Source organism: Nocardia sp. NPDC060255, from assembly GCF_042727395.1.
GTDB lineage: Bacteria > Actinomycetota > Actinomycetes > Mycobacteriales > Mycobacteriaceae > Nocardia.
The window spans coordinates 147,869-165,545 of the sequence record NZ_JBHXAU010000009.1; the positions used below are offsets into that span (position 1 = coordinate 147,869).

Consider the following 17,677-nt stretch of genomic DNA (forward strand, 5'->3'; position numbering starts at 1 on the left):
CAGGGGGTGCAGGCGGTCGGCCGTCACCACCCATGCACGGCCGCCGGGTGACTTATTGTCCGCTCGCCGTATAGATTCCGACGGCACGGGTGCGACCTACCATCTGGTCCGGCCGACCATCGAAGATCGAGGAGAACAGATCGCCGTGACTGAGCAAGGGCCCGCAGGACCGCCCGACGCCCGCGCCACGCAGATCGCCGGGGCGGACCCGGCACGCTATGCGGATGCCGCGAGCGTCGACGCCTTCGAGCAGCGATTGCAGGCGCTCGTCGAGATCCAGCGGGAGAGTTCGCTGCGCAGGCGGCGCAAGCGTGCGCTGATCGTGACCTCGGCGGTGGCAGTCCTGCTCGTCTGTGTGCTCGTGGGCGCGGCCGTGTTCGGTGGCGACGACGATGGGCCGGCCGCGCCGTCGGCGAATCCGCTTGCCGCGCTGAATCTTACGAAGCTCAGGTCGATCGATCTGTGCGCCGCGGTCAAAGATCCGCCGGTGTCGTCGCTGGGGGAGTGGTCCAAGGCGCCGAGCTCGACGCAATGGGGCAACTGCGCGGGTGAATCGGGTGGATATCAGCTCGACTTCGATATCAAGCGCATCGATGGCTACCGAGACAATGGTAAGAGTGCCGCGGGAGTCCCGATTCTGGAGGACGTGACCAGCGGAAACGACAGCTGTGGACGAGCCTTGTTCCCCGCGCGAACGGATCCGCAATTCGGCATCGCGGTCCGGGTGCGTGGCCCGCAGTCCGAGAAGTTGTGCGGCGTCGCGGACGAGGCGGCCACGGAACTCGCGCATCGGATATCCGAAGCGCCACCGCAACTTCCGAACTTTCGCAACTCACTCGCCCGGCAAGATCCGTGTGCCCTGGTCGATTCGATCGTGGTGAAACTGAATATCGGCGATCGAGTTCGCGGTGCGCCGGATCTGCTGCACACCTGCAAGTGGACCTCGACCGGCACGGTCACCCTCGCGCTCGAGCGCTCGAAAGCCCTGGTACCGGTCGAAAAGCCGATACCGTTCGATCTCGGCGATGGCAATGTCGTCTTCTTGGACGAGGCCGAATTGGGCTCGCCGACCTGTGTCCGGCGCTGGCAGTACCGGAGCATCGACGGCGGCGACGCCGAGGTGGTGACGGTGCAGGTCGACAATCCCACCCTGGCCGAACATCCCGAATTCAGGTGTCTGGCAGCGCAAACGGTGCTGCAGAACGTCCTGGACAACCTCCCACAGGTGAGTTGATGAACTGGAATCCACGAGTCGCCACGGCACTCCTCGTCGTCCTCGCCACCGTTGGCGCGGGCGGTTGCGCATCGTCGGTGCCGGGGACCGGAGTTTCCGGCGAGCCCGATGTGCGGGCGTTGGACACCGGCAAGTTTCCCACCGCGCCGCCCAAGATCGCGGCCCATCTGGACGATCTCGGATACGCGCGACTGGAGGCTGCGCGGTTGGCCGACGCGGTGTTGAGCCCGCATGAGGTGGACCCGAAATATGCCATCGGCGCCTCGGCTCGCGTGCATACCGACGCCCAGTCGGTGGGGCAGTATCTCGCGGAGCCTGCCATCGCGGTGTTGCTGAATCACGGTTTCGTGCTGGGGTTCTCGACCGGCTCGGCCGAGGATGTACCGCCGCCTGCCGACGCCGCCGACAGCCGCCAGCGCGACGGCCTGACCGTGACGGTGTCACGTTTCCCGGACGCGACGGCCGCGAAGGCGGCGGCAGCCGAACTCGACGCCGTCGATCTCGGCCTCAACCCGGAGAATGCCGCCGTAAGTCTGCCCAAATACCCTGACTCGCACGCACATTGGCGTCCGGCTTTTCCGACGCTGGGCAGCACGACCCCACATGGGAACTATGTGATCAGTGTGCTGGCGGAGACGCGGACCGCGGATATCACTCGGCTGGTCGACGCGACCCAGAAATATCTCGACGCGGAAGTGGCCGAACTGGACAAGTTCACCGCGACACCGATCGGAAAGTTCAGCACGTTGCGCCAGGACCCGGATGGTGTGCTGGTCCGGGTCATTCATGACAAGGGTGTCGTCCCGCCGCCCGACGGGCAGGGCGAGGTGGTCCTGACGTTGCGTGGATACCTGAACTATGTGCAGGATCAATCGGGCCGCTTTCCCGTGCTGCGGCGAGCGGGCGTCGATCTGGTCGCGGTGGCGCCCAGTGCTTTCGGGTTCCGAGCGGCGGATGACGCCGCCGCGGCACGGTTCGTCACCGAGTCCGCCGAGCTCGGCAACGCGGCGGACCGCCGTGCGGTGGATCCGCCGACGGACGTGCCCGGCGCGGCGTGCGTGCAGGACTATGTCGCGCCGAAGGACGCGCAGTTCAGATGCTTTGTTTCCTACCGGAGGTACGCGGCACTGGTGCTCGGTAGCCGATTGTGGGAGACACAGCAGCGCGCGGCCGCGCAGTACGCGTTGCTGGCCAATGACCAGCGGTAAACGTCAGTAGCCCCGGTACGCTCCACCGGAATTGACAGCGACCACGCCGGGAACATTGTTGACCGATCCGTAGGTGTCGATCGAATAGCGAACGCCCGCAATGATGTTGTCTACCGGGTTCCAAATGTCGTCGTGGCCGGGTGCCTTGTAGGCGTTGAAGGTGCCGTCGATCGTCTGCATCAGGCCCTTCGACGGATGCCCCGCCTCCCAGTTGCTGTCCCACCGGTTTTCCGCGTACGGGTTGCCCGCCGATTCATGCTCGATGATCATGGCGATGGCACGCTCATCGATATCCTTGGGGTCGTAACCCATTTCGATGAGCTTTTGTTTGGCCTCCGCGATCCACTTCGCCATATCGCCGCTCGGCATCGGGCCGGTCGGGGCGCTCGAGGTCGGACTTCCCGAACCGCTATAGCTCCCGCTATACGATCCGGAGTTGTTGTGATTCCCCATCGCGTAATTGGGCTTGTTGGATGAATGCGACGACGAGTTGTTGCTCACCGGAGCGGGCGAGCTGACGCCGGCCGGTACCGTACTCGCCGGCGGCGCGACGTTCGCGCTCGGCTCACCGAGCCCGCTGAACGCCTGCTCCAGCTTCGTCACCGCCGTGTCGACCTGTGTCTTCGCTTGACCGGCAACGGTTTCCGCGGTCTTCAGCGCGTTCGTCAGTTCCCACGTGCGCGATGCAGCCAGCAGCGACTCCTGGAAAACGAGCCCCTCCACATTCGCCTTGTCCGAATGTTCACGCAGCGCCGCGATCCGGGTGGTGGCGTTGACGGTGCCGTTGGGCTGCACGTCGAACGGCGGCGCCTGGTTGATCGCGTCGTCGCGCAGCTGGATCACCTTGTTCTTCGCCTCGACCAGGTTCTGCGTCTGGGAGGTGAAAGCCGTCTTCAGTTCCAGCAGTGCCGCGCTGACCGCGGAGGCCCTGGTCTTCTCGGTATCCATCCGCGCGTTCGCGGCGGCACCGGCCGTTCCGGACCACTTGTTGCCGTCTTCCAGCGACTTCGTCTGGGTGGCGCCCTTGCCGACGGCGGTGTCGAGGCCTTGCGACATCGTCCCGGCCTGTTCGCCTGCGGCGGTGAGCTGTTCGGGCTTCCAGTTTTCTACGTCCGGGATGCTGAGGGTCATGACGACAGTCCGATCGCGCGGAGTTTGGCGGCGAAATCGTCCTCGGCCAGTTCGTATTTCCCCGCGGCATTGTGCAGGTTGTCGGCGATCGTGGTGAGCCGGCCACCGATCCGCTGCAGGCAGCGGTTGACCACATCGTTCGCTTGATTTGCCGCGGCGCCGAATTCGGTGCCGGGTAGCGCGGTCGCCGCGGCCGATAACGCGCCCCCCGCGTTCAGCCCGGTCACCTCCCCGGCCTCGGTGCCGAGTGTTTGCGCGAACGATCGCAGTGCGCCCGGATCTACCTGCACACTTGTCGACGGTGGTTGATTGCGCTCGACCATGAGTCCCCCTTCACGCCCGACCATAGGTCGCGGTCAGCATAGCAAAATGGGATCGGCTGAACAGGGCCCTCGGACTGCCAACGAGGATGCGCACCGCGGACAGGGTGCGCACGCCGAATCGATGCGCGTTACGTTGATCACGGCGGCACCCGGCGAGAAGAAAGGCCGGTGCCACGACAGAGAGGTCGGCAGATGCGCGCAGCCCAGGTCAGCAAGCTGGAGGGACCGGAGTCGGTCGAGATCGTCGACATCCCGGAGCCCAAGTCGTACCCGGGGGGCGTGGTGATCGACGTGCACGCGGCCGGTGTCGCGTTCCCGGATGTGCTGATGACCCGCGGGCTCTATCAGATGAAGCCGGAACTGCCATTCGTCGTCGGCGGCGAGGTCGCGGGCATCGTGCGCGAAGCGCCGGAAGACGCGCACGTCAAGGCGGGCGACCGGGTCGTCGCGCTGACGCTGCTCGGCAACGCCATGGCAGAGGTGGCAGTCGCGCCGACCCAGATGGTGTTCAAGCTGCCGGACAACGTGTCCCTCGAGGCCGGGGCAGGCATCCTGTTCAACGACCTGACCGTGCAGTTCTGCCTGCGCAAGCGCGGCAGGCTCGCCGCAGGCGAGACGGTGCTCGTGCACGGCGCCGCGGGCGGCATCGGCACCTCGACGCTGCGGATGGCGGCCGCGCTCGGCGCGGGCCGGGTGATCGCGGTGGTCAGCACCGAGGCCAAGGCCGAGGTGGCCCGCGCCAACGGCGCCACCGATGTGGTGCTCGCCGACGGTTGGCTCGCGGCGGTCAAGGAACTGACCGGCGGTCGTGGCGTGGACATCGTGCTCGACCCGGTGGGCGGCGACCGGTTCACCGACAGCGTCCGTTCGCTCGCGTCGGCGGGCCGGCTGCTGGTGGTCGGCTTCACCGCCGGCGAGATCCCCACCGTGAAGGTGAATCGGCTGCTGCTGAAGAACGTCGAGGTGATCGGCGCGGCCTGGGGCGAATGGGTGATGACGCACCCCGGCTACCTGACCGAGCAGTGGGCCGAGGTGGCGCCGCTGCTGGCCGCGGGCAAGATCGAGGCGCCGAAGCCGGTGCTGTACCCGCTGGAGCGCGCCGCCGAGGCGATCGCCTCGCTGGACAACCGCACCGCGACCGGCAAGGTCGTCGTCACCCTCCGCTGACACGAATCATGAAGGTCAGCAACCGAATACTTAACCGCACGCTGCTAGTGCGCCAGCACCTGCTGGCGCGCTCGCCGCTGACGGCGCACGAAATGTGTGACCATCTCGTCGGCCTGCAAGCGCAGGACTCCCCGCCGCCGTTCGTCGCATTGTGGAGTCGCATAACGGATTTCGACCCGGCGGTGGTGTCGGACGCACTCGAGGACCGCTCACTGGTCCGAATCACCTTGATGCGCGGCACCATTCACCTGGTAACCCCGGCCGACGCACTCCGGATCGCGCCACACATCCAGCCGGAGCTCGAAAAGATCCCCTTCCGAAAGGGTTTCAACTACGGCGCGATGGTCGGCCTCGACCCCGACGAGGTGCGCGCGCACGGCGAGCAGGTCCTCGGCGACGAGCCGATGCCGGCCGCCGAGCTGCGGCGGCACGCGGCCGAGCGCTACCCGGATCGCAACCCGAGCATGGTCGTGCAGACCTGGCTCCTGCAACTGCCGGTGCTGCAGACCCCGCCGCGCGGCACATGGAAGGACAGCAGCAGACCGGTCTGGTCCAGGATCGAGCCATGGCTCGGCGCACCGCTGGACCCGACCTATCCGTTGGCGGAGTTGCTCCTTCGCTACCTGCGCGCCTTCGGCCCGGCGTCGACTATGGACATGCAGACCTGGTCGAAGCTGCTCGGCATGAAACAGGCGATCGAACAGCTCGGCGACCGAGTGCGCACCTACACCGACGAGCGCGGCCGCACCCTTTACGACGCCGCCGACAGCGAGCTGGCCGATCCGGAACTCCCCGCGCCGGTGCGCCTGCTGGGTTGGTACGACAATGCCCTGCTCTCCCACCAGGATCGGACCAGGATCGTGCCCGAGGGCGGCGCGCCACCCCTGCGCGCTTTCGCCGCCGCGGTCGCCCCGGTACTGGTCGACGGCTATCTCGCCGGTCTGTACAAGATCTTCCCGGAAGCCGGCCCGGCCCGCCTGCGCATCAGTCCGACCCGCAAGTGGACGAAGGCCGAACGCGCGGCGGTGGCAGCCGAATCGCACGCTTTGCTCGGCTTCCTGGAGGCCGACAAGGAACCGCAGGTGGAAATCCTGGACGTCGGCGCCGACCTGCGTCCATGAGGGACATGTTTAACCGCATCGAAATACGGGCTCAGTAGGCTGCCCGGCACGTCGCTCATGGCTGCAACGGGCGACGCGAACCGCCGGATCGAGCGGGCGAACCAGCCGCATTTCCCAGGAGGAATGCCGCGTGTTCCAGAATCGACCCCACTCCACCGTGATCGGCGATGTCACCGTCTACACCCGAGGCGCGTGGCGGTCCGGCCATGACGTGGTCGTGCGAGACGGCACCGTCACCGCGCTCGGTCCGGCCGTGCGCGCCGAGTATGCGGATCTGCCGTTCGTCGACGGTAGCGGCGGCTATCTGATCCCCGGTTTCGTCAATACCCATACTCACCTGCAGCAGGCGGTGCTGCGCGGTATCGGCGAGGGCCTGCCGCTGCTGGAGTGGTTGCGCTGCGTAGGGGAGCGCACCGTCGCCGCGACTCCGGAGCAGACTTATCTGTCCGCCCTCGCCGGTGGACTGGAACTGTTGCGCAGCGGCGTTACCACCGTGATCGAGCACATGTGGCCGAATCGCTCGGAAGCGGTGCACGACGCCATGATTCGTGCACTGGACGAGCTCGGCATCCGCGTCGTGCTCGGCCGCGGGATCGCGGACCGGGCCGATCCGACCCGGCGCTGGGGTCTCGATCCGCGGCTGATGCAGCCGCTGCCGGAAGCGTTCGCGCACATCGATGACCTCGACGCACGGCTGACCGGTTCGCGGATCAGCACCGCGCTGGCCGTGCCGAATCCGCGCTGCCTCACCCCGGACGGCATGGCCGCCGCGCGCGAGTACGCCGAACGCACCGGCAAAACGGTGTCGATACATGTACTGGAGACCTCAACAGATGAGGACATGTGCCGATTGCATGCAGGACGCGGCGCGGTCGACTATCTCGACGCGGCCGGATTCCTCTGGGATCGCACGCTGGCAGTGCACTGCTGTCACCTCGACGGGCACGGCCGCCAGGTCTTCGCCGAGCGCCGCGTCTCCGTCTCCTATAACCCGCTGAGCAATATGCGTTTGGGTAGCGGCGTGGCGCCGGTGCTGGAAATGCTGGCGGCGGGCATCGATGTCGGTCTCGGGGTGGACGGCGCTGCCAGCAATGACACCCAGGACATGCTGCTGACCCTGCGGATGGGCTCCTATCTGCAGCGGGCCACGCGAAAACGCGCTGACCTCTTGGGTTTCGACGAGATGCTGCGGATGGCGACCAGGGGCGCCGATCGGGTTCTCGGGCGTCCGGTCGCCGAGCCGGGTGTCGCCATCGGCGATCGTGGCGACCTCACGCTCATTCGTTTCGATCGTGACTTCGCCTGCCTGCCGGTACTCGACCCGGGTGCGACGCTGCTGACCACGGGCTCGCTCCGGGTGGTGGACACGGTGTGGGTGGACGGTGAGGCCGTCATCCGCGACGGTCGCAGCACCCGGGTCGATGCCGAGCTGCTCGCGCGGCGCCTGAGCGGCATGCGCTGAAGTTAACCGGCACGCAATCAGCCGCACATTGCATGTAATCAGTTTGATGAAGACTGATGTTGTGCACGAGTTGCACGCAATGCTGAAAGAAGGTGCGAACAATGACGCGCTACGCAGAGACACTGCAGGACGTGGTGCAGGAGGCCGACGCGAGGACGTTGCTCGCGGGCCTGGCGGTCTCGTTCGCCAACGTGCACAAGCGATTCGGCGGCGCCGAGGGAACCTTGGCGCTGGCCGACATCAGCCTCGACCTGCGCGAAGGTGAATTCGTCGCGGTCGTCGGACCCTCCGGCTGCGGCAAATCCACCCTGCTTCGGCTCGCCGCCGGACTGGACCGGCCCAGCTCGGGAGCCGTTGCGGTGCAGTCCGATTCGATCGGGTTCATCTTCCAGGAGGCCACCCTGCTGCCGTGGCGCACGGTGCTGCGCAACGTGGAACTGTCCGCCGAACTGCATGGCATCGACCGAAAGACCAGGCGGCAGCGCGCACTTCGCGCGCTGGCGGCGGTAGGTCTGGCGGATGTCGCGAACAGCCTGCCCCGGCAGCTGTCCGGCGGCATGCGGATGCGGGTATCGCTGGCCAGATCGCTCTCGCTGCGGCCGCGGCTGCTGCTGCTCGACGAACCGTTCGGCGCGCTCGACGAGCTGACCCGGCTCAACATGCAGGAGGAGTTGCTCCGGCTGTACCGGGACAACGCGTTCACCGCGCTGTTCATCACGCACTCGGTGTCCGAAGCGGTGTTCCTCGCCTCCCGCGTCGTGGTCATGTCCGCGCGACCAGGCCGGGTGCACGAGGTGATCGACGTCGACCTGCCCTATCCGCGCGACCGGGAGCTGCGTTTCGATCCGGCGTTCACCGAATTGGTCTCGCGCGCTTCCCGTTCGCTGAAAGAGGCCTGCTGATGGTCAGTCTCGCGGTACCGACCGCCACCGCCGCCGAGTCGTCGCGCCGGGTCGTTCGCCGGGTCCGCCCAAGGGCGATGTTCGCCAAATTACTCGCGCCCGCAGTGTCTTTCGGGTTGGCGATCGCCGTGTGGTACCTGGTCTCGATGGTGCTGCTCGGCGCGAGCCGGCGTTTCCTGCTGCCGCCGCCGCACGCGGTGTTCACCGAATCGCTGGCGCATCCGGCGAAGCTCGAGCTGATGTTGCGTGCGCTCGCGGTCACCGCGAAGGTGGCGGTGAGCGGCCTCGCGGTGTCGGCGGTGCTCGGTGTGGCGGTCGCCGTCCTGATGAGCCAGGCCAAGCCGATCGAGCGGGTGGTGTACCCGTATGCCGTTGTTTTGCAGGCTATTCCGGTACTGGCGGTGGTTCCGCTGATCGGACTGTGGTTCGGTTACGGCACCGCAGCGCGGACCATCGTCTGCGTGCTCATCGCCATCCATCCGATCATCGCGATGACGCTGTTCGGTATCCAGTCCGTCGACCGGAACCTGCAAGAGCTGTTCACCCTGGGCCGCGCGAGTCGCCTGCGCAGGCTGTGGGCCTTGCAACTGCCCGCCGCGCTCCCGTCGATCATGACCGGCCTGCGCACCGCCGCCGGGCTGTCGGTGACCGGCGCGATCATCGGCGACATGTTCTTCGCGCAGGGCCGGCCGGGCATCGGCACCCTGCTCGACAACTACCGCGCGCGACTGCAATCCGAGGATCTGATCGCCGCGCTGCTACTGGCCGCGCTGTTCGGTGTGCTCGTCTTCGCGATCTTCACCGCCGCCCAGAAACTCACCGTCGGCCGCTGGCACGAGTCCGCCCGCTAGCCCCCTGCTTGGGAGACCATCATGCGAACATCCTTACGCCGCTTCGGTATCGCGGCCGTCGCGACCCTCGTCGTCGCGTCCGGCGCGGCCTGCTCCGACAGCGAATCCGACACCGCAGCAGTCGATCTGCCCGCCGCGCCCGCCGAACAGCAGCTGTCCGGTCGCTGTCCAGGCACCGTGGTGGTGCAGCTGCAGTGGGAGCCGGAGACCGATTCCGGTCCGATCTTCGGCCTGCTCGGTCCGGGTTACCGGGTCGATTCCGACCACAACAAGGTCACCGGTCCGCTGGTGACCGACGGCACGGACACCGGCGTCAAGCTGGAGATCAGGGCGGGCGGGCCCGCCATCGGCTTCCAGACCGTGCCGTCGCAGATGTATGTCGACCAGAGCATCACCCTCGGACTGGCGCACTCCGAGCACGCGATCGCCGCCGCGGGCCAGCAGCCGATCGTCGCCGTGACCACGTTGCTGCGCAACAGCCCCCAGCTGCTCATGTGGGATCCGAAGACGCATCCGGACTGGCACGGCATCGCCGATATCGGGAAATCCGGTGCGCCGATCGTTGTTTCGCAGGGTCAGCTGTATCCGGACTGGCTGGTGTCGCGCGGCCTGGTCGACGCGAAGCAGATCGATACCTCCTACGACAACGCGCCGTCGCGCTTCGTCGCCGGACCGTCCTTCGCGCAGCAGGGCTTCCTGAACTCCGAGCCGTACGTCTACCAGCACGAGGTCCGCGCCTGGGGTAAGCCGGTCGCCTACCAACTGCTGCGTGACGTCGGCTATGAGGGGTACGCGCGCACCGTCAACGTCCGCGCCGACAAAGTGACCGAGCTGCGCCCGTGCCTGCAGCGACTGGTACCGATGATCCAAAGGGCGACAGCGCAATTCCGCGCCGATCCCGGTCATGTCGATGAGGTGGTCGTCGATGTCGTCTCGAAGAGCGCCAACTTCAGCCCGTACAGCGCCGAGCTGGCCGCCTACGGATCCAAGTCGCTCATCGACGGCGGCCTGATCGGCAACGACACCGACGGCGTGCTCGGCAGTTTCGACGAGGCCAGGGTGCAGCGGGTGATCGACGAGTTCGCGCCCATCCTGCGCCGCGGCGGTGCCACCGTGCCCGCGAACCTCACCGCGCGCGACCTCGTCACCAAAGAGTTCCTGGACCCGGCGATCAGCGTCGCCGGGTGAGATACCCACGCAGACAAGGACGGACATGATGACCGCACGCTACGACCTGTCCGAGGTTTCCCGCGAGCAGCAGATGGGCGGCCTCGGCCGGGAGACCGACCGCGAGATCCGGGTGATCGACCTGACCGATTTCGCCGACCGCCGCGAGCAGATCACCGGCGAACTGTGGTCGGCCGCAACGGAGATCGGCTTCTTCCAGCTGTCCGGCCACGGCATCCCACAGGACCAGATCGACACCGTATTCGAGCTCACGGCAAGGTTTTTCGCGCTCCCAGAGGCGGTGAAGGCCAAATATCCACTGGTCAAAGCGAACAATGCGGGCTGGGAGAGTCTGAGCCAGGTGCGTCCGTCCATCGGTGTCCCGGACCAGAAGGAGTCGTACCAGATCACCCGCCCGCACATGGCCGGGCAATGGCCGAGTGAACAGGAACTCGCCGGATTCCGTGCCACCATCCTGGATTTCGAGCACCAAGCGTGGTCGGTCGCGATGCTCGTGCTGTCCTGCTTCGCCGATCGGCTTGCCCTGGAGCGCGACCACTTCACCAAGGCGCACGACCCTAGCTCCCCGCAGTACCAGAGCACATTGCGGCTGCTGCACTACTTCGCGGTGCCCGCGGAACTGCGCGGCGTCCCCGGCCGCTGGCGGGCCGGCGCGCACACCGACTTCGACTGTCTGACACTGCTTTTCCAGCGCGACGGGCAGGGCGGGCTGCAGGTGTGCCCCGGCAAGGAGATGGCCGAACAGGAATGGACCTCGATCACGCCGTCGTCCAGCCTGATCACCTGCAATATCGGTGACATGCTCACCCGCTGGAGCGACGACCTGCTGCCGTCGAACTTCCATCGCGTCCGCAGCCCCGGCGCGGGCGAGGATCAGGGCGACCGCTACAGCATCGCCTACTTCGCGCAGGCCGACCGCGACGCCGTCATCCAGGGACCGCGGGGCACCTACCCACCGGTGACCGCCGCCGACTTCCTGGACCAGCGGGTGCGGGCCAACTATCGCCCGCAGGGGTAACTTCACCTCCGACCACGGAAAGGACCACGCGATGACCGACGACGACGCGACGAGCTCCGCGCTGCTCGGCGCCTCGGTGCACCGGCAGGTCAGGCAGCTGGTCCTCACCGGCGAGCTCGAGCCGGGCCGCCCGCTCAGCGTGCCCGCGCTGGCGGCGCGGCTCGGTGTCAGCCGCAGCCCGGTGCGCGAGGCCGTCCAGCAGCTCATCTACGAGGGATTGGCCGTCAATGTCCCGCACGCGGGGGCCAGGGTCGCCGCGATCGACGACGACCAGGTGCGCGACGTGCTCGCGGTCCGTGCCGTGCTGGACGGCCTGGCCGCCGCTACGGCGGCGACGCGGCTGTCCGAGGCCGACCTCGGCAAGCTCGCGACCATCCTGACCACCCAGGAGGAGAACCTGCGGGCCGGGCCGGATACCGCCCGCGACACCCAGCTCGATGTCGAATTTCACGCCTTCATCCGGGAGCGGGCAGGCAACCGTCCGCTCGCCGACGAGCTGTCCCGGCTCGAAGCTCAGACCCATCTCTACCGTGGTGATCTCTGGCGTTCCGACCTCAACCGCCGGGTCGCTCTCCGCGAGCACCGCCGGATCGTCGAGGCCCTCGAATCCGGTCATGCCGATGCCGCGCGCGCCGCCGCCGAGGCGCACGTGCACGGACTGGCGACCCGCCTGCACCGGCAGTGAATAGCTTCGAGTGAACCGTAAGCCGCAGTGCAACAGGTTGTTTCGCTACTGCGCCGCTGCCTTGCGGTGAAACCGTAACTCGGGCACCGGACGTCCCGAACCGATGAGCAGATGCTCGTACACATTGATCGCGACGAGCACGCCCGCGGTCAGCCCGACCACGACAATCGCAGGCAGCAACGACGACACCGCTGCGACCGCGATGAGCGCGGCGGCGGTGAATACCCGCCCCAGCGCGGGCGCCCCCACCGTCCGCCAGCGGGTGAACACGAACGTCCCGACGAACAGCGCCGCGCCACCCGGCGCCAGCACCGCCGCCACCCCGTGCGCGATGTGCCCCGGATCCGCCGCCGCGTGCCCGAGCCCGACCGCGACCGCCACCAGCGCCGCCACCAGCGCGAAATGCCCATAGCTCAACACGTCTCGCATGATCAACCCCGGCGACGACCGCGTCGCGAGCGCGTGCTCGATCACCTTCGACGTGAATTGGAAGTACAGCCACCACAATCCGGCGCCGACCACGAAACCGAGCACCAGCGCGGTCACCACCGGCAGCGTCAACCCTGTCGACGCGGCCTGCGCACCGGCATCAATCACCGTCTCACCGAGCGCGATGATGACGACCAGCCCGAACCGCTCCGAAATATGCGAGACGCCAAGAGTTCTCCCACGCAGCGCACGGCTGTAGAACAGCGGCGCGCCCAGTTGCACGACGAGCGCTCCCGTCCATACCCACAGCCGAAGGTGTTCGGGCAGCGGCGCACTCGCGAAGATCGCGACTCCGGTAACCAGACCGATGCTGAACGGATTGATCGACGTCTCGAACGTGCGCGCCCGCATAGCCGCGATGAGCAGCACGATCCGCAGCACCAGGTGCGCCGACGCGAATACCATTGCCGCGCCGCGTGGTTGATCGAGCGCCGCCGGCGCGGCCACTGCCATTAGGAAGATGCACAGGCCGCTGGTGAACAGCACCAGCCGCTGCGCGTGCGTCTCCTCGACATTGTTGACCAGCACGGTCACCCCGACCCAGCCCCACCACAGCGGCGCGAGCAGCACCAGCGCGTGCCCGAGCGAGCCGATCGACGGGTGGTGGGCGAGCACGTGCGCGGTCTGGGTCACCGCGAAGACGAGCACCAGGTCGAAGAACAGCTCGGCCCAGGTGGTCCGGGCGTGCGGGCTGGATTCGGTTGTCGTCTCGCTCATCACCGGTCTCGCAGTCGATCTCCCGCGACGGACATCCGCACCGCCGCTCAGCGAGCGTAAACGGCCCGGCTACCTTTCGTGCGCCGCGCGATAGGCGGGCGCCTTCGTGTTGCCCGCCGGATCGAGCGTCCGCAACAGCGGCAGCGTGCGAAACGGCACCACGGTCGACAAGACGATGACACTGTGCGAGCGCACCACCGACGAGGTCCGGTCGATGCTCAGCAGGACCGACTGCAGGCCTGCGTGCGAATCCGCGCCGATCCGGCACCACACGTCGCCGGTGCCGGTGGTCGCGTAGGCCTCCAAAACCCCTGGGATCGTTTCCAGTTCGGCCGCTACCGCGTCCAGCGCGCCCTGCGCGATCTCCAGCGTGACGAACGCCTGTACGTCGAAACCCGCCGCGGTAACGTCGATCTGCGGGTCGTAGGAGGCGATGACGCCGGATTCCTCCATCCGCCCGATCCTGGACTGCACGGTCGCTCTGGCCACCCGCGTCCGCCGAGACAGCTCGAGGATGCCCGCTTTCTGGTATTCATGCATCGCGGTCAGGATCGCGAGATCGAGTTCGTCAAGTTTCGCCGGCGTTCGTGACATGGCGGCCTCCGTTCCGAGCACAGGCTGGGCTTCCAGCCATGGATAGCACCAGCCAGCTGATGCTATTCAAATTGTCCAGCATTTCGGGGTGCTTCCTAGCCGAATTCGCCAGAGTGTCTATCGAAAATCGCCGCTATTGCCTATCGGCCGACCCTGACGGTTACTTTGGTGCATGACCATCGAGCAGATGCCGAATGCCCGGTCCAGCACGGCGCCGAGTACCGACCCCACCGACACTGAGCTGCGCAAGCTCGTCGGTCTCGTGGACCACGACACCAGCGTCGACAACTTCCCGGTGATCGGCTGGGACGCCCTCGTCTGGGTCGTCGGCAACGCGACACAGACCGCCCATTTCCTGGAATCCGCCTTCGGCATGCGCCTCGAGGCCTATTCCGGTCCGGAGACCGGCAATCGCGATCACAAGGCGTACGTATTGCGCAGTGGTGGCGCTCGTTTCGTGGTCAAGGGCGCGGTCGACCCGGACAGCCCCTTCGTCGCGCACCACGACCGGCACGGTGACGGCGTCATCGACATCGCGCTCGAGGTGCCCGATGTGGATCGCTGCGTCGAGTGGGCGCGCACGCACGGCGCCACCGTCGTCGTCGAACCACATGACGAGACAGACGAATTCGGCACCGTCCGGTCCGCCGCCATCGCCACCTACGGCGAGACCAGGCACACCCTGGTCGATCGTTCCGGCTACAACGGCCCCTACCTGCCCGGCTACATCACCCGGCGCGCGGGTTACCAGCCGAGGGAGGGCGCGCCCAACCGGTTGTTCCAGGCGATCGACCATGTGGTCGGCAACGTCGAGCTCGGCCAGATGGACGAGTGGGTCGAGTTCTACCGCCGCGTCATGGGTTTCACGAATATGGCCGAATTCGTCGGCGACGATATCGCCACCGAATACTCCGCGCTGATGAGCAAGGTCGTCGCCAACGGCAACCACCGGGTCAAGTTCCCGCTCAACGAGCCCGCGGTCAGCAAGAAGAAGTCGCAGATCGACGAGTACCTCGAGTTCTATCGCGGCCCCGGCGTCCAGCACATCGCGCTGGCCACCGGCGACATCCTGACGTGTGTCGACGCACTGCGCCGCGAAGGCATCGAATTCCTCGACGCCCCCGACTCCTACTATGAGGACCCGGAACTGCGCGCCAGGATCGGCCACGTGCGCGTCCCGGTCGAAGAACTGCAGCGCCGCGGCATCCTGGTCGACCGCGACGAAGACGGCTACCTGCTGCAGATTTTCACCAAGCCGATCACCGACCGCCCGACCGTTTTCTTCGAACTGATCGAGCGGCACGGCTCCCTCGGCTTCGGCAAGGGCAACTTCAAGGCCCTCTTCGAGGCGATCGAACGCGAACAGGACGCCCGCGGCAACCTGTGATCGGTTGTGGCCCTGAGTATCCGGCAGTACGCTCCTTGACATTCGCCGGATGCTTAGGGGACTGCCGCAGTGCTCGAGAGATCTGCCGCCACCTTCGCACTGGCCGTCGCGCTCGCCCTCATAGCGAGCGCGGCGGCCCACGCCGATCCGGCCCCGACCTATTACCCCACCCTCGACGCCTGCCTGAGCGCCATGTCGAAGTACAAGACAGGCCCGGCCCAGTGCACCTATATCGACGCGATCGAGGGCTACGAACTACGCGTCCCCAACGGGTAGTGCTGACAACCGCAACACTGTCGCCGCCGCACAGGCGTTGACTGCTCTCTCGGCGACGACCCGAGCGGCCGACCCGTGTTGTGGCGCACAGCCTTTGCCACCCCGATATCTGACCCCGTCGACGTGATCGCCCGTGCAGGTCGCGGGGGTCCGCGCGCCGGTAGAGTCTCGGGCATGCGGACCAAGTGGGCGATCGTCACGGGCACGGTCTTCACGCTGCTGCTCTCCGCGTGCGGTTCCGGCGGCGACTCGGACAACACCAGTACTCCGTTGCGGCCGCCGCCGAAGGTGGCCACGCTCGGCCCGTTCGCGGGCGAGTGCGGACACGTCACCGACGATGAGGTGCGCGACCTGGGCGGTCTCGGTCAGGTATCGCAGGTGCTGCGGAATTCGGTCGGGTGCAATTGGCTCTCCGCCGGGGTCGGTTCGATCGGCGTCACCTTCGCGTCCTATCGGGGCAGTCCGATCGCTCGGGAGAAGGCCTGGGTGTCCACCCAGGGGCGCAATCCGGAGACGATCGACGTCGGCGGGCGCGCAGGGTGGCAGGCGCTCGACCCGAGCGGCGACATCTGTGACCTCGCGGTGCAGCTGGGTGATGACTTCTTCGAGTGGTCGATGTCCTTTCCGCCTTACTCGTCTCATGACAACCCGTGTGGCAGAGTTCGCAAAATGGCCGAGTTGACCGTGCAACGGCTGCAGTAGGAGGGCGCGGGATGAAACTACGTCGTGGCTCGATGCGCGGAATACTGTCCACCATCGCGTTGTTGACAATTGCGGTCACTTCTTCCGGCTGTGGTCAGACCGTCAGCGGGTCGGCGCACCCCGCGGGTTCGGGGACCGGCGACACGGTCAATACCAACTTCGACAAGCTGTTGCGCGAGTGCGAAATCGTCTCGCTCGACCAGATCGCGGATGCGGTCGGTGCCAAGGGGACCACTCCGGAGCCGTCGTTCTACGGCGCGGTCTGCATGTGGTACGCGCTCGGCGCACCCGGCGGCGGTGCCATGGTCACGCTGAACTGGTACGAGATCGGCTCACTGAACAACGAGAAGGCCAACAACGACAAGCTCGGCTACACCACCAACAACATCACCGTGCAGGGCCGGCGCGGGTTGGAGATACGGCGGCCGAACGATCCGGACTCTTGCGGCGTCAGCGCGGGCGCGGCGGACCAAGGCGTGATCGGGTTCTGGATCAACTATCGTGCGGGGTCCGCGCATCCGGATCCGTGCGCGGGCGCGAAGAAACTCGTAGAGTTGACGTTGAACCTGGCCAGGTAGCGGGGTCTCGAGCCACCCCGCTTTGACCCTGTGTCGCGACCACGAGTATCGTGGATCGCTGTGCCCGGAAGCATACGGGCAAGTTCGTGCGTGACCGTAGGCCAGCGAAAGCGGCTGACACCTCAAGCGTGCCCGCAATTCGGGCCCTACACCGCGCGCGACACGCCCGACCTCGGGGCACGTAAAACGTGGCCGGACGTGCGAGTGAAAGCTCGATGACACAGACATGAAGTTCCAGACACCGCGTAACTAATAAGGAAAGCCGGTCTATGCCAACCATCAACCAGCTGGTCCGCAAGGGTCGCCGCGACAAGGTCTCCAAGACGAAGACCGCGGCGCTCAAGGGCAGCCCGCAGCGTCGTGGCGTGTGCACTCGCGTGTACACCACGACCCCGAAGAAGCCGAACTCCGCGCTGCGTAAGGTCGCGCGCGTTCGCCTGACCAGCGCGGTCGAGGTCACGGCGTACATCCCCGGCGAGGGCCACAACCTGCAGGAGCACTCGATGGTGCTCGTTCGTGGCGGCCGTGTGAAGGACCTTCCCGGTGTCCGCTACAAGATCATCCGTGGCTCGCTCGACACCCAGGGTGTGAAGAACCGCAAGCAGGCCCGCAGCCGTTACGGCGCCAAGAAGGAGAAGAGCTGA

The 17,677-nt window shown here is 66.8% G+C and carries 19 protein-coding genes; 15 read left to right on the forward strand and 4 right to left on the reverse strand.

Translation table 11 applies throughout. The features are described 5' to 3' along the window. Positions 1-145 precede the first annotated feature (145 nt). Together ACFWF1_RS18980 and ACFWF1_RS18985 are read left to right on the forward strand one after the other, a co-directional pair. The gene (locus ACFWF1_RS18980; RefSeq protein ID WP_379291828.1) at positions 146-1,234 is read left to right on the forward strand and encodes a hypothetical protein; all 1,089 of its coding nucleotides are present in this window, start codon (positions 146-148) and stop codon (positions 1,232-1,234) included. Beyond that, positions 1,234-2,442, forward strand: coding sequence for a hypothetical protein (locus ACFWF1_RS18985; protein WP_379291830.1), 1,209 nt, complete (start codon positions 1,234-1,236; stop codon positions 2,440-2,442). The genes ACFWF1_RS18980 and ACFWF1_RS18985 overlap by 1 nt, the downstream gene beginning before the upstream one ends. Before the next feature lie 3 nt (positions 2,443-2,445). Here ACFWF1_RS18985 and ACFWF1_RS18990 read toward each other — a convergent pair whose 3' ends face one another. Further along, positions 2,446-3,573, reverse strand: a complete 1,128-nt coding sequence (locus ACFWF1_RS18990) for a transglycosylase SLT domain-containing protein (protein ID WP_379291832.1) — start codon at positions 3,571-3,573, stop codon at positions 2,446-2,448. Further along, positions 3,570-3,896, reverse strand: coding sequence for a type VII secretion target (locus ACFWF1_RS18995; protein ID WP_379291833.1), 327 nt, complete (start codon positions 3,894-3,896; stop codon positions 3,570-3,572). The genes ACFWF1_RS18990 and ACFWF1_RS18995 overlap by 4 nt, the downstream gene beginning before the upstream one ends. A gap of 192 nt (positions 3,897-4,088) precedes the next feature. Here ACFWF1_RS18995 and ACFWF1_RS19000 point away from each other — a divergent pair, with 192 nt between their 5' ends. The 8 genes from ACFWF1_RS19000 to ACFWF1_RS19035 all read left to right on the forward strand — a co-directional run bounded on the left by ACFWF1_RS19000 (position 4,089) and on the right by ACFWF1_RS19035 (position 12,290). Then, a complete protein-coding gene (locus ACFWF1_RS19000) occupies positions 4,089-5,063 on the forward strand; it encodes an NADPH:quinone oxidoreductase family protein (protein ID WP_379291834.1) in 975 nt (324 codons plus the stop codon). An 8-nt stretch (positions 5,064-5,071) separates the two neighbouring features. Beyond that, positions 5,072-6,184, forward strand: a complete 1,113-nt coding sequence (locus ACFWF1_RS19005) for a winged helix DNA-binding domain-containing protein (RefSeq protein WP_379291835.1) — start codon at positions 5,072-5,074, stop codon at positions 6,182-6,184. 130 nt (positions 6,185-6,314) lie between these two features. Then, a complete protein-coding gene (locus tag ACFWF1_RS19010; RefSeq protein WP_379291836.1) occupies positions 6,315-7,646 on the forward strand; it encodes an amidohydrolase family protein in 1,332 nt (443 codons plus the stop codon). A gap of 101 nt (positions 7,647-7,747) precedes the next feature. Then, complete coding sequence (locus ACFWF1_RS19015) at positions 7,748-8,548, forward strand: ABC transporter ATP-binding protein (RefSeq protein ID WP_379291837.1); 801 nt, start codon at positions 7,748-7,750, stop codon at positions 8,546-8,548. Continuing rightward, complete coding sequence (locus ACFWF1_RS19020) at positions 8,548-9,399, forward strand: ABC transporter permease (RefSeq protein ID WP_379291838.1); 852 nt, start codon at positions 8,548-8,550, stop codon at positions 9,397-9,399. Before ACFWF1_RS19015 ends, ACFWF1_RS19020 begins: the two co-directional genes overlap by 1 nt. Positions 9,400-9,420: 21 nt before the next feature. After that, a complete protein-coding gene (locus ACFWF1_RS19025) occupies positions 9,421-10,587 on the forward strand; it encodes a nitrate ABC transporter substrate-binding protein (RefSeq protein WP_379291839.1) in 1,167 nt (388 codons plus the stop codon). A gap of 28 nt (positions 10,588-10,615) precedes the next feature. Then, positions 10,616-11,605, forward strand: coding sequence for an isopenicillin N synthase family dioxygenase (locus ACFWF1_RS19030; protein ID WP_379291840.1), 990 nt, complete (start codon positions 10,616-10,618; stop codon positions 11,603-11,605). A gap of 31 nt (positions 11,606-11,636) precedes the next feature. Then, the gene (locus ACFWF1_RS19035; RefSeq protein WP_379291841.1) at positions 11,637-12,290 is read left to right on the forward strand and encodes a GntR family transcriptional regulator; all 654 of its coding nucleotides are present in this window, start codon (positions 11,637-11,639) and stop codon (positions 12,288-12,290) included. Between the two features lie 45 nt (positions 12,291-12,335). Here the strand turns inward: ACFWF1_RS19035 and ACFWF1_RS19040 are convergent, their stop codons facing one another. Then, positions 12,336-13,496 (reverse strand): low temperature requirement protein A, encoded by a 1,161-nt coding sequence (locus tag ACFWF1_RS19040; protein ID WP_379291842.1) that lies wholly within the window; start codon positions 13,494-13,496, stop codon positions 12,336-12,338. A 69-nt stretch (positions 13,497-13,565) separates the two neighbouring features. Beyond that, positions 13,566-14,090, reverse strand: coding sequence for an Lrp/AsnC ligand binding domain-containing protein (locus ACFWF1_RS19045; RefSeq protein WP_357385651.1), 525 nt, complete (start codon positions 14,088-14,090; stop codon positions 13,566-13,568). Between the two features lie 187 nt (positions 14,091-14,277). Here ACFWF1_RS19045 and hppD point away from each other — a divergent pair, with 187 nt between their 5' ends. The 5 genes from hppD to rpsL all read left to right on the forward strand — a co-directional run bounded on the left by hppD (position 14,278) and on the right by rpsL (position 17,677). Further along, the gene (hppD, locus tag ACFWF1_RS19050) at positions 14,278-15,477 is read left to right on the forward strand and encodes a 4-hydroxyphenylpyruvate dioxygenase (protein ID WP_379291862.1); all 1,200 of its coding nucleotides are present in this window, start codon (positions 14,278-14,280) and stop codon (positions 15,475-15,477) included. Positions 15,478-15,546: 69 nt separating this feature from the next. Then, positions 15,547-15,753 carry a hypothetical protein gene (locus tag ACFWF1_RS19055; RefSeq protein WP_379291843.1) on the forward strand — a complete coding sequence of 69 codons (207 nt, stop codon included), beginning with the start codon at positions 15,547-15,549 and terminating at the stop codon, positions 15,751-15,753. Between the two features lie 174 nt (positions 15,754-15,927). Continuing rightward, entirely contained in the window at positions 15,928-16,455 is a 528-nt protein-coding gene (locus ACFWF1_RS19060) for a DUF3558 domain-containing protein (protein ID WP_379291844.1), read from the forward strand. 11 nt (positions 16,456-16,466) lie between these two features. Then, on the forward strand, positions 16,467-17,033 hold the full coding sequence (locus ACFWF1_RS19065) for a DUF3558 domain-containing protein (protein WP_379291845.1): 567 nt from the start codon (positions 16,467-16,469) through the stop codon (positions 17,031-17,033). 269 nt (positions 17,034-17,302) lie between these two features. Beyond that, complete coding sequence (gene rpsL / locus ACFWF1_RS19070; RefSeq protein ID WP_019049359.1) at positions 17,303-17,677, forward strand: 30S ribosomal protein S12; 375 nt, start codon at positions 17,303-17,305, stop codon at positions 17,675-17,677.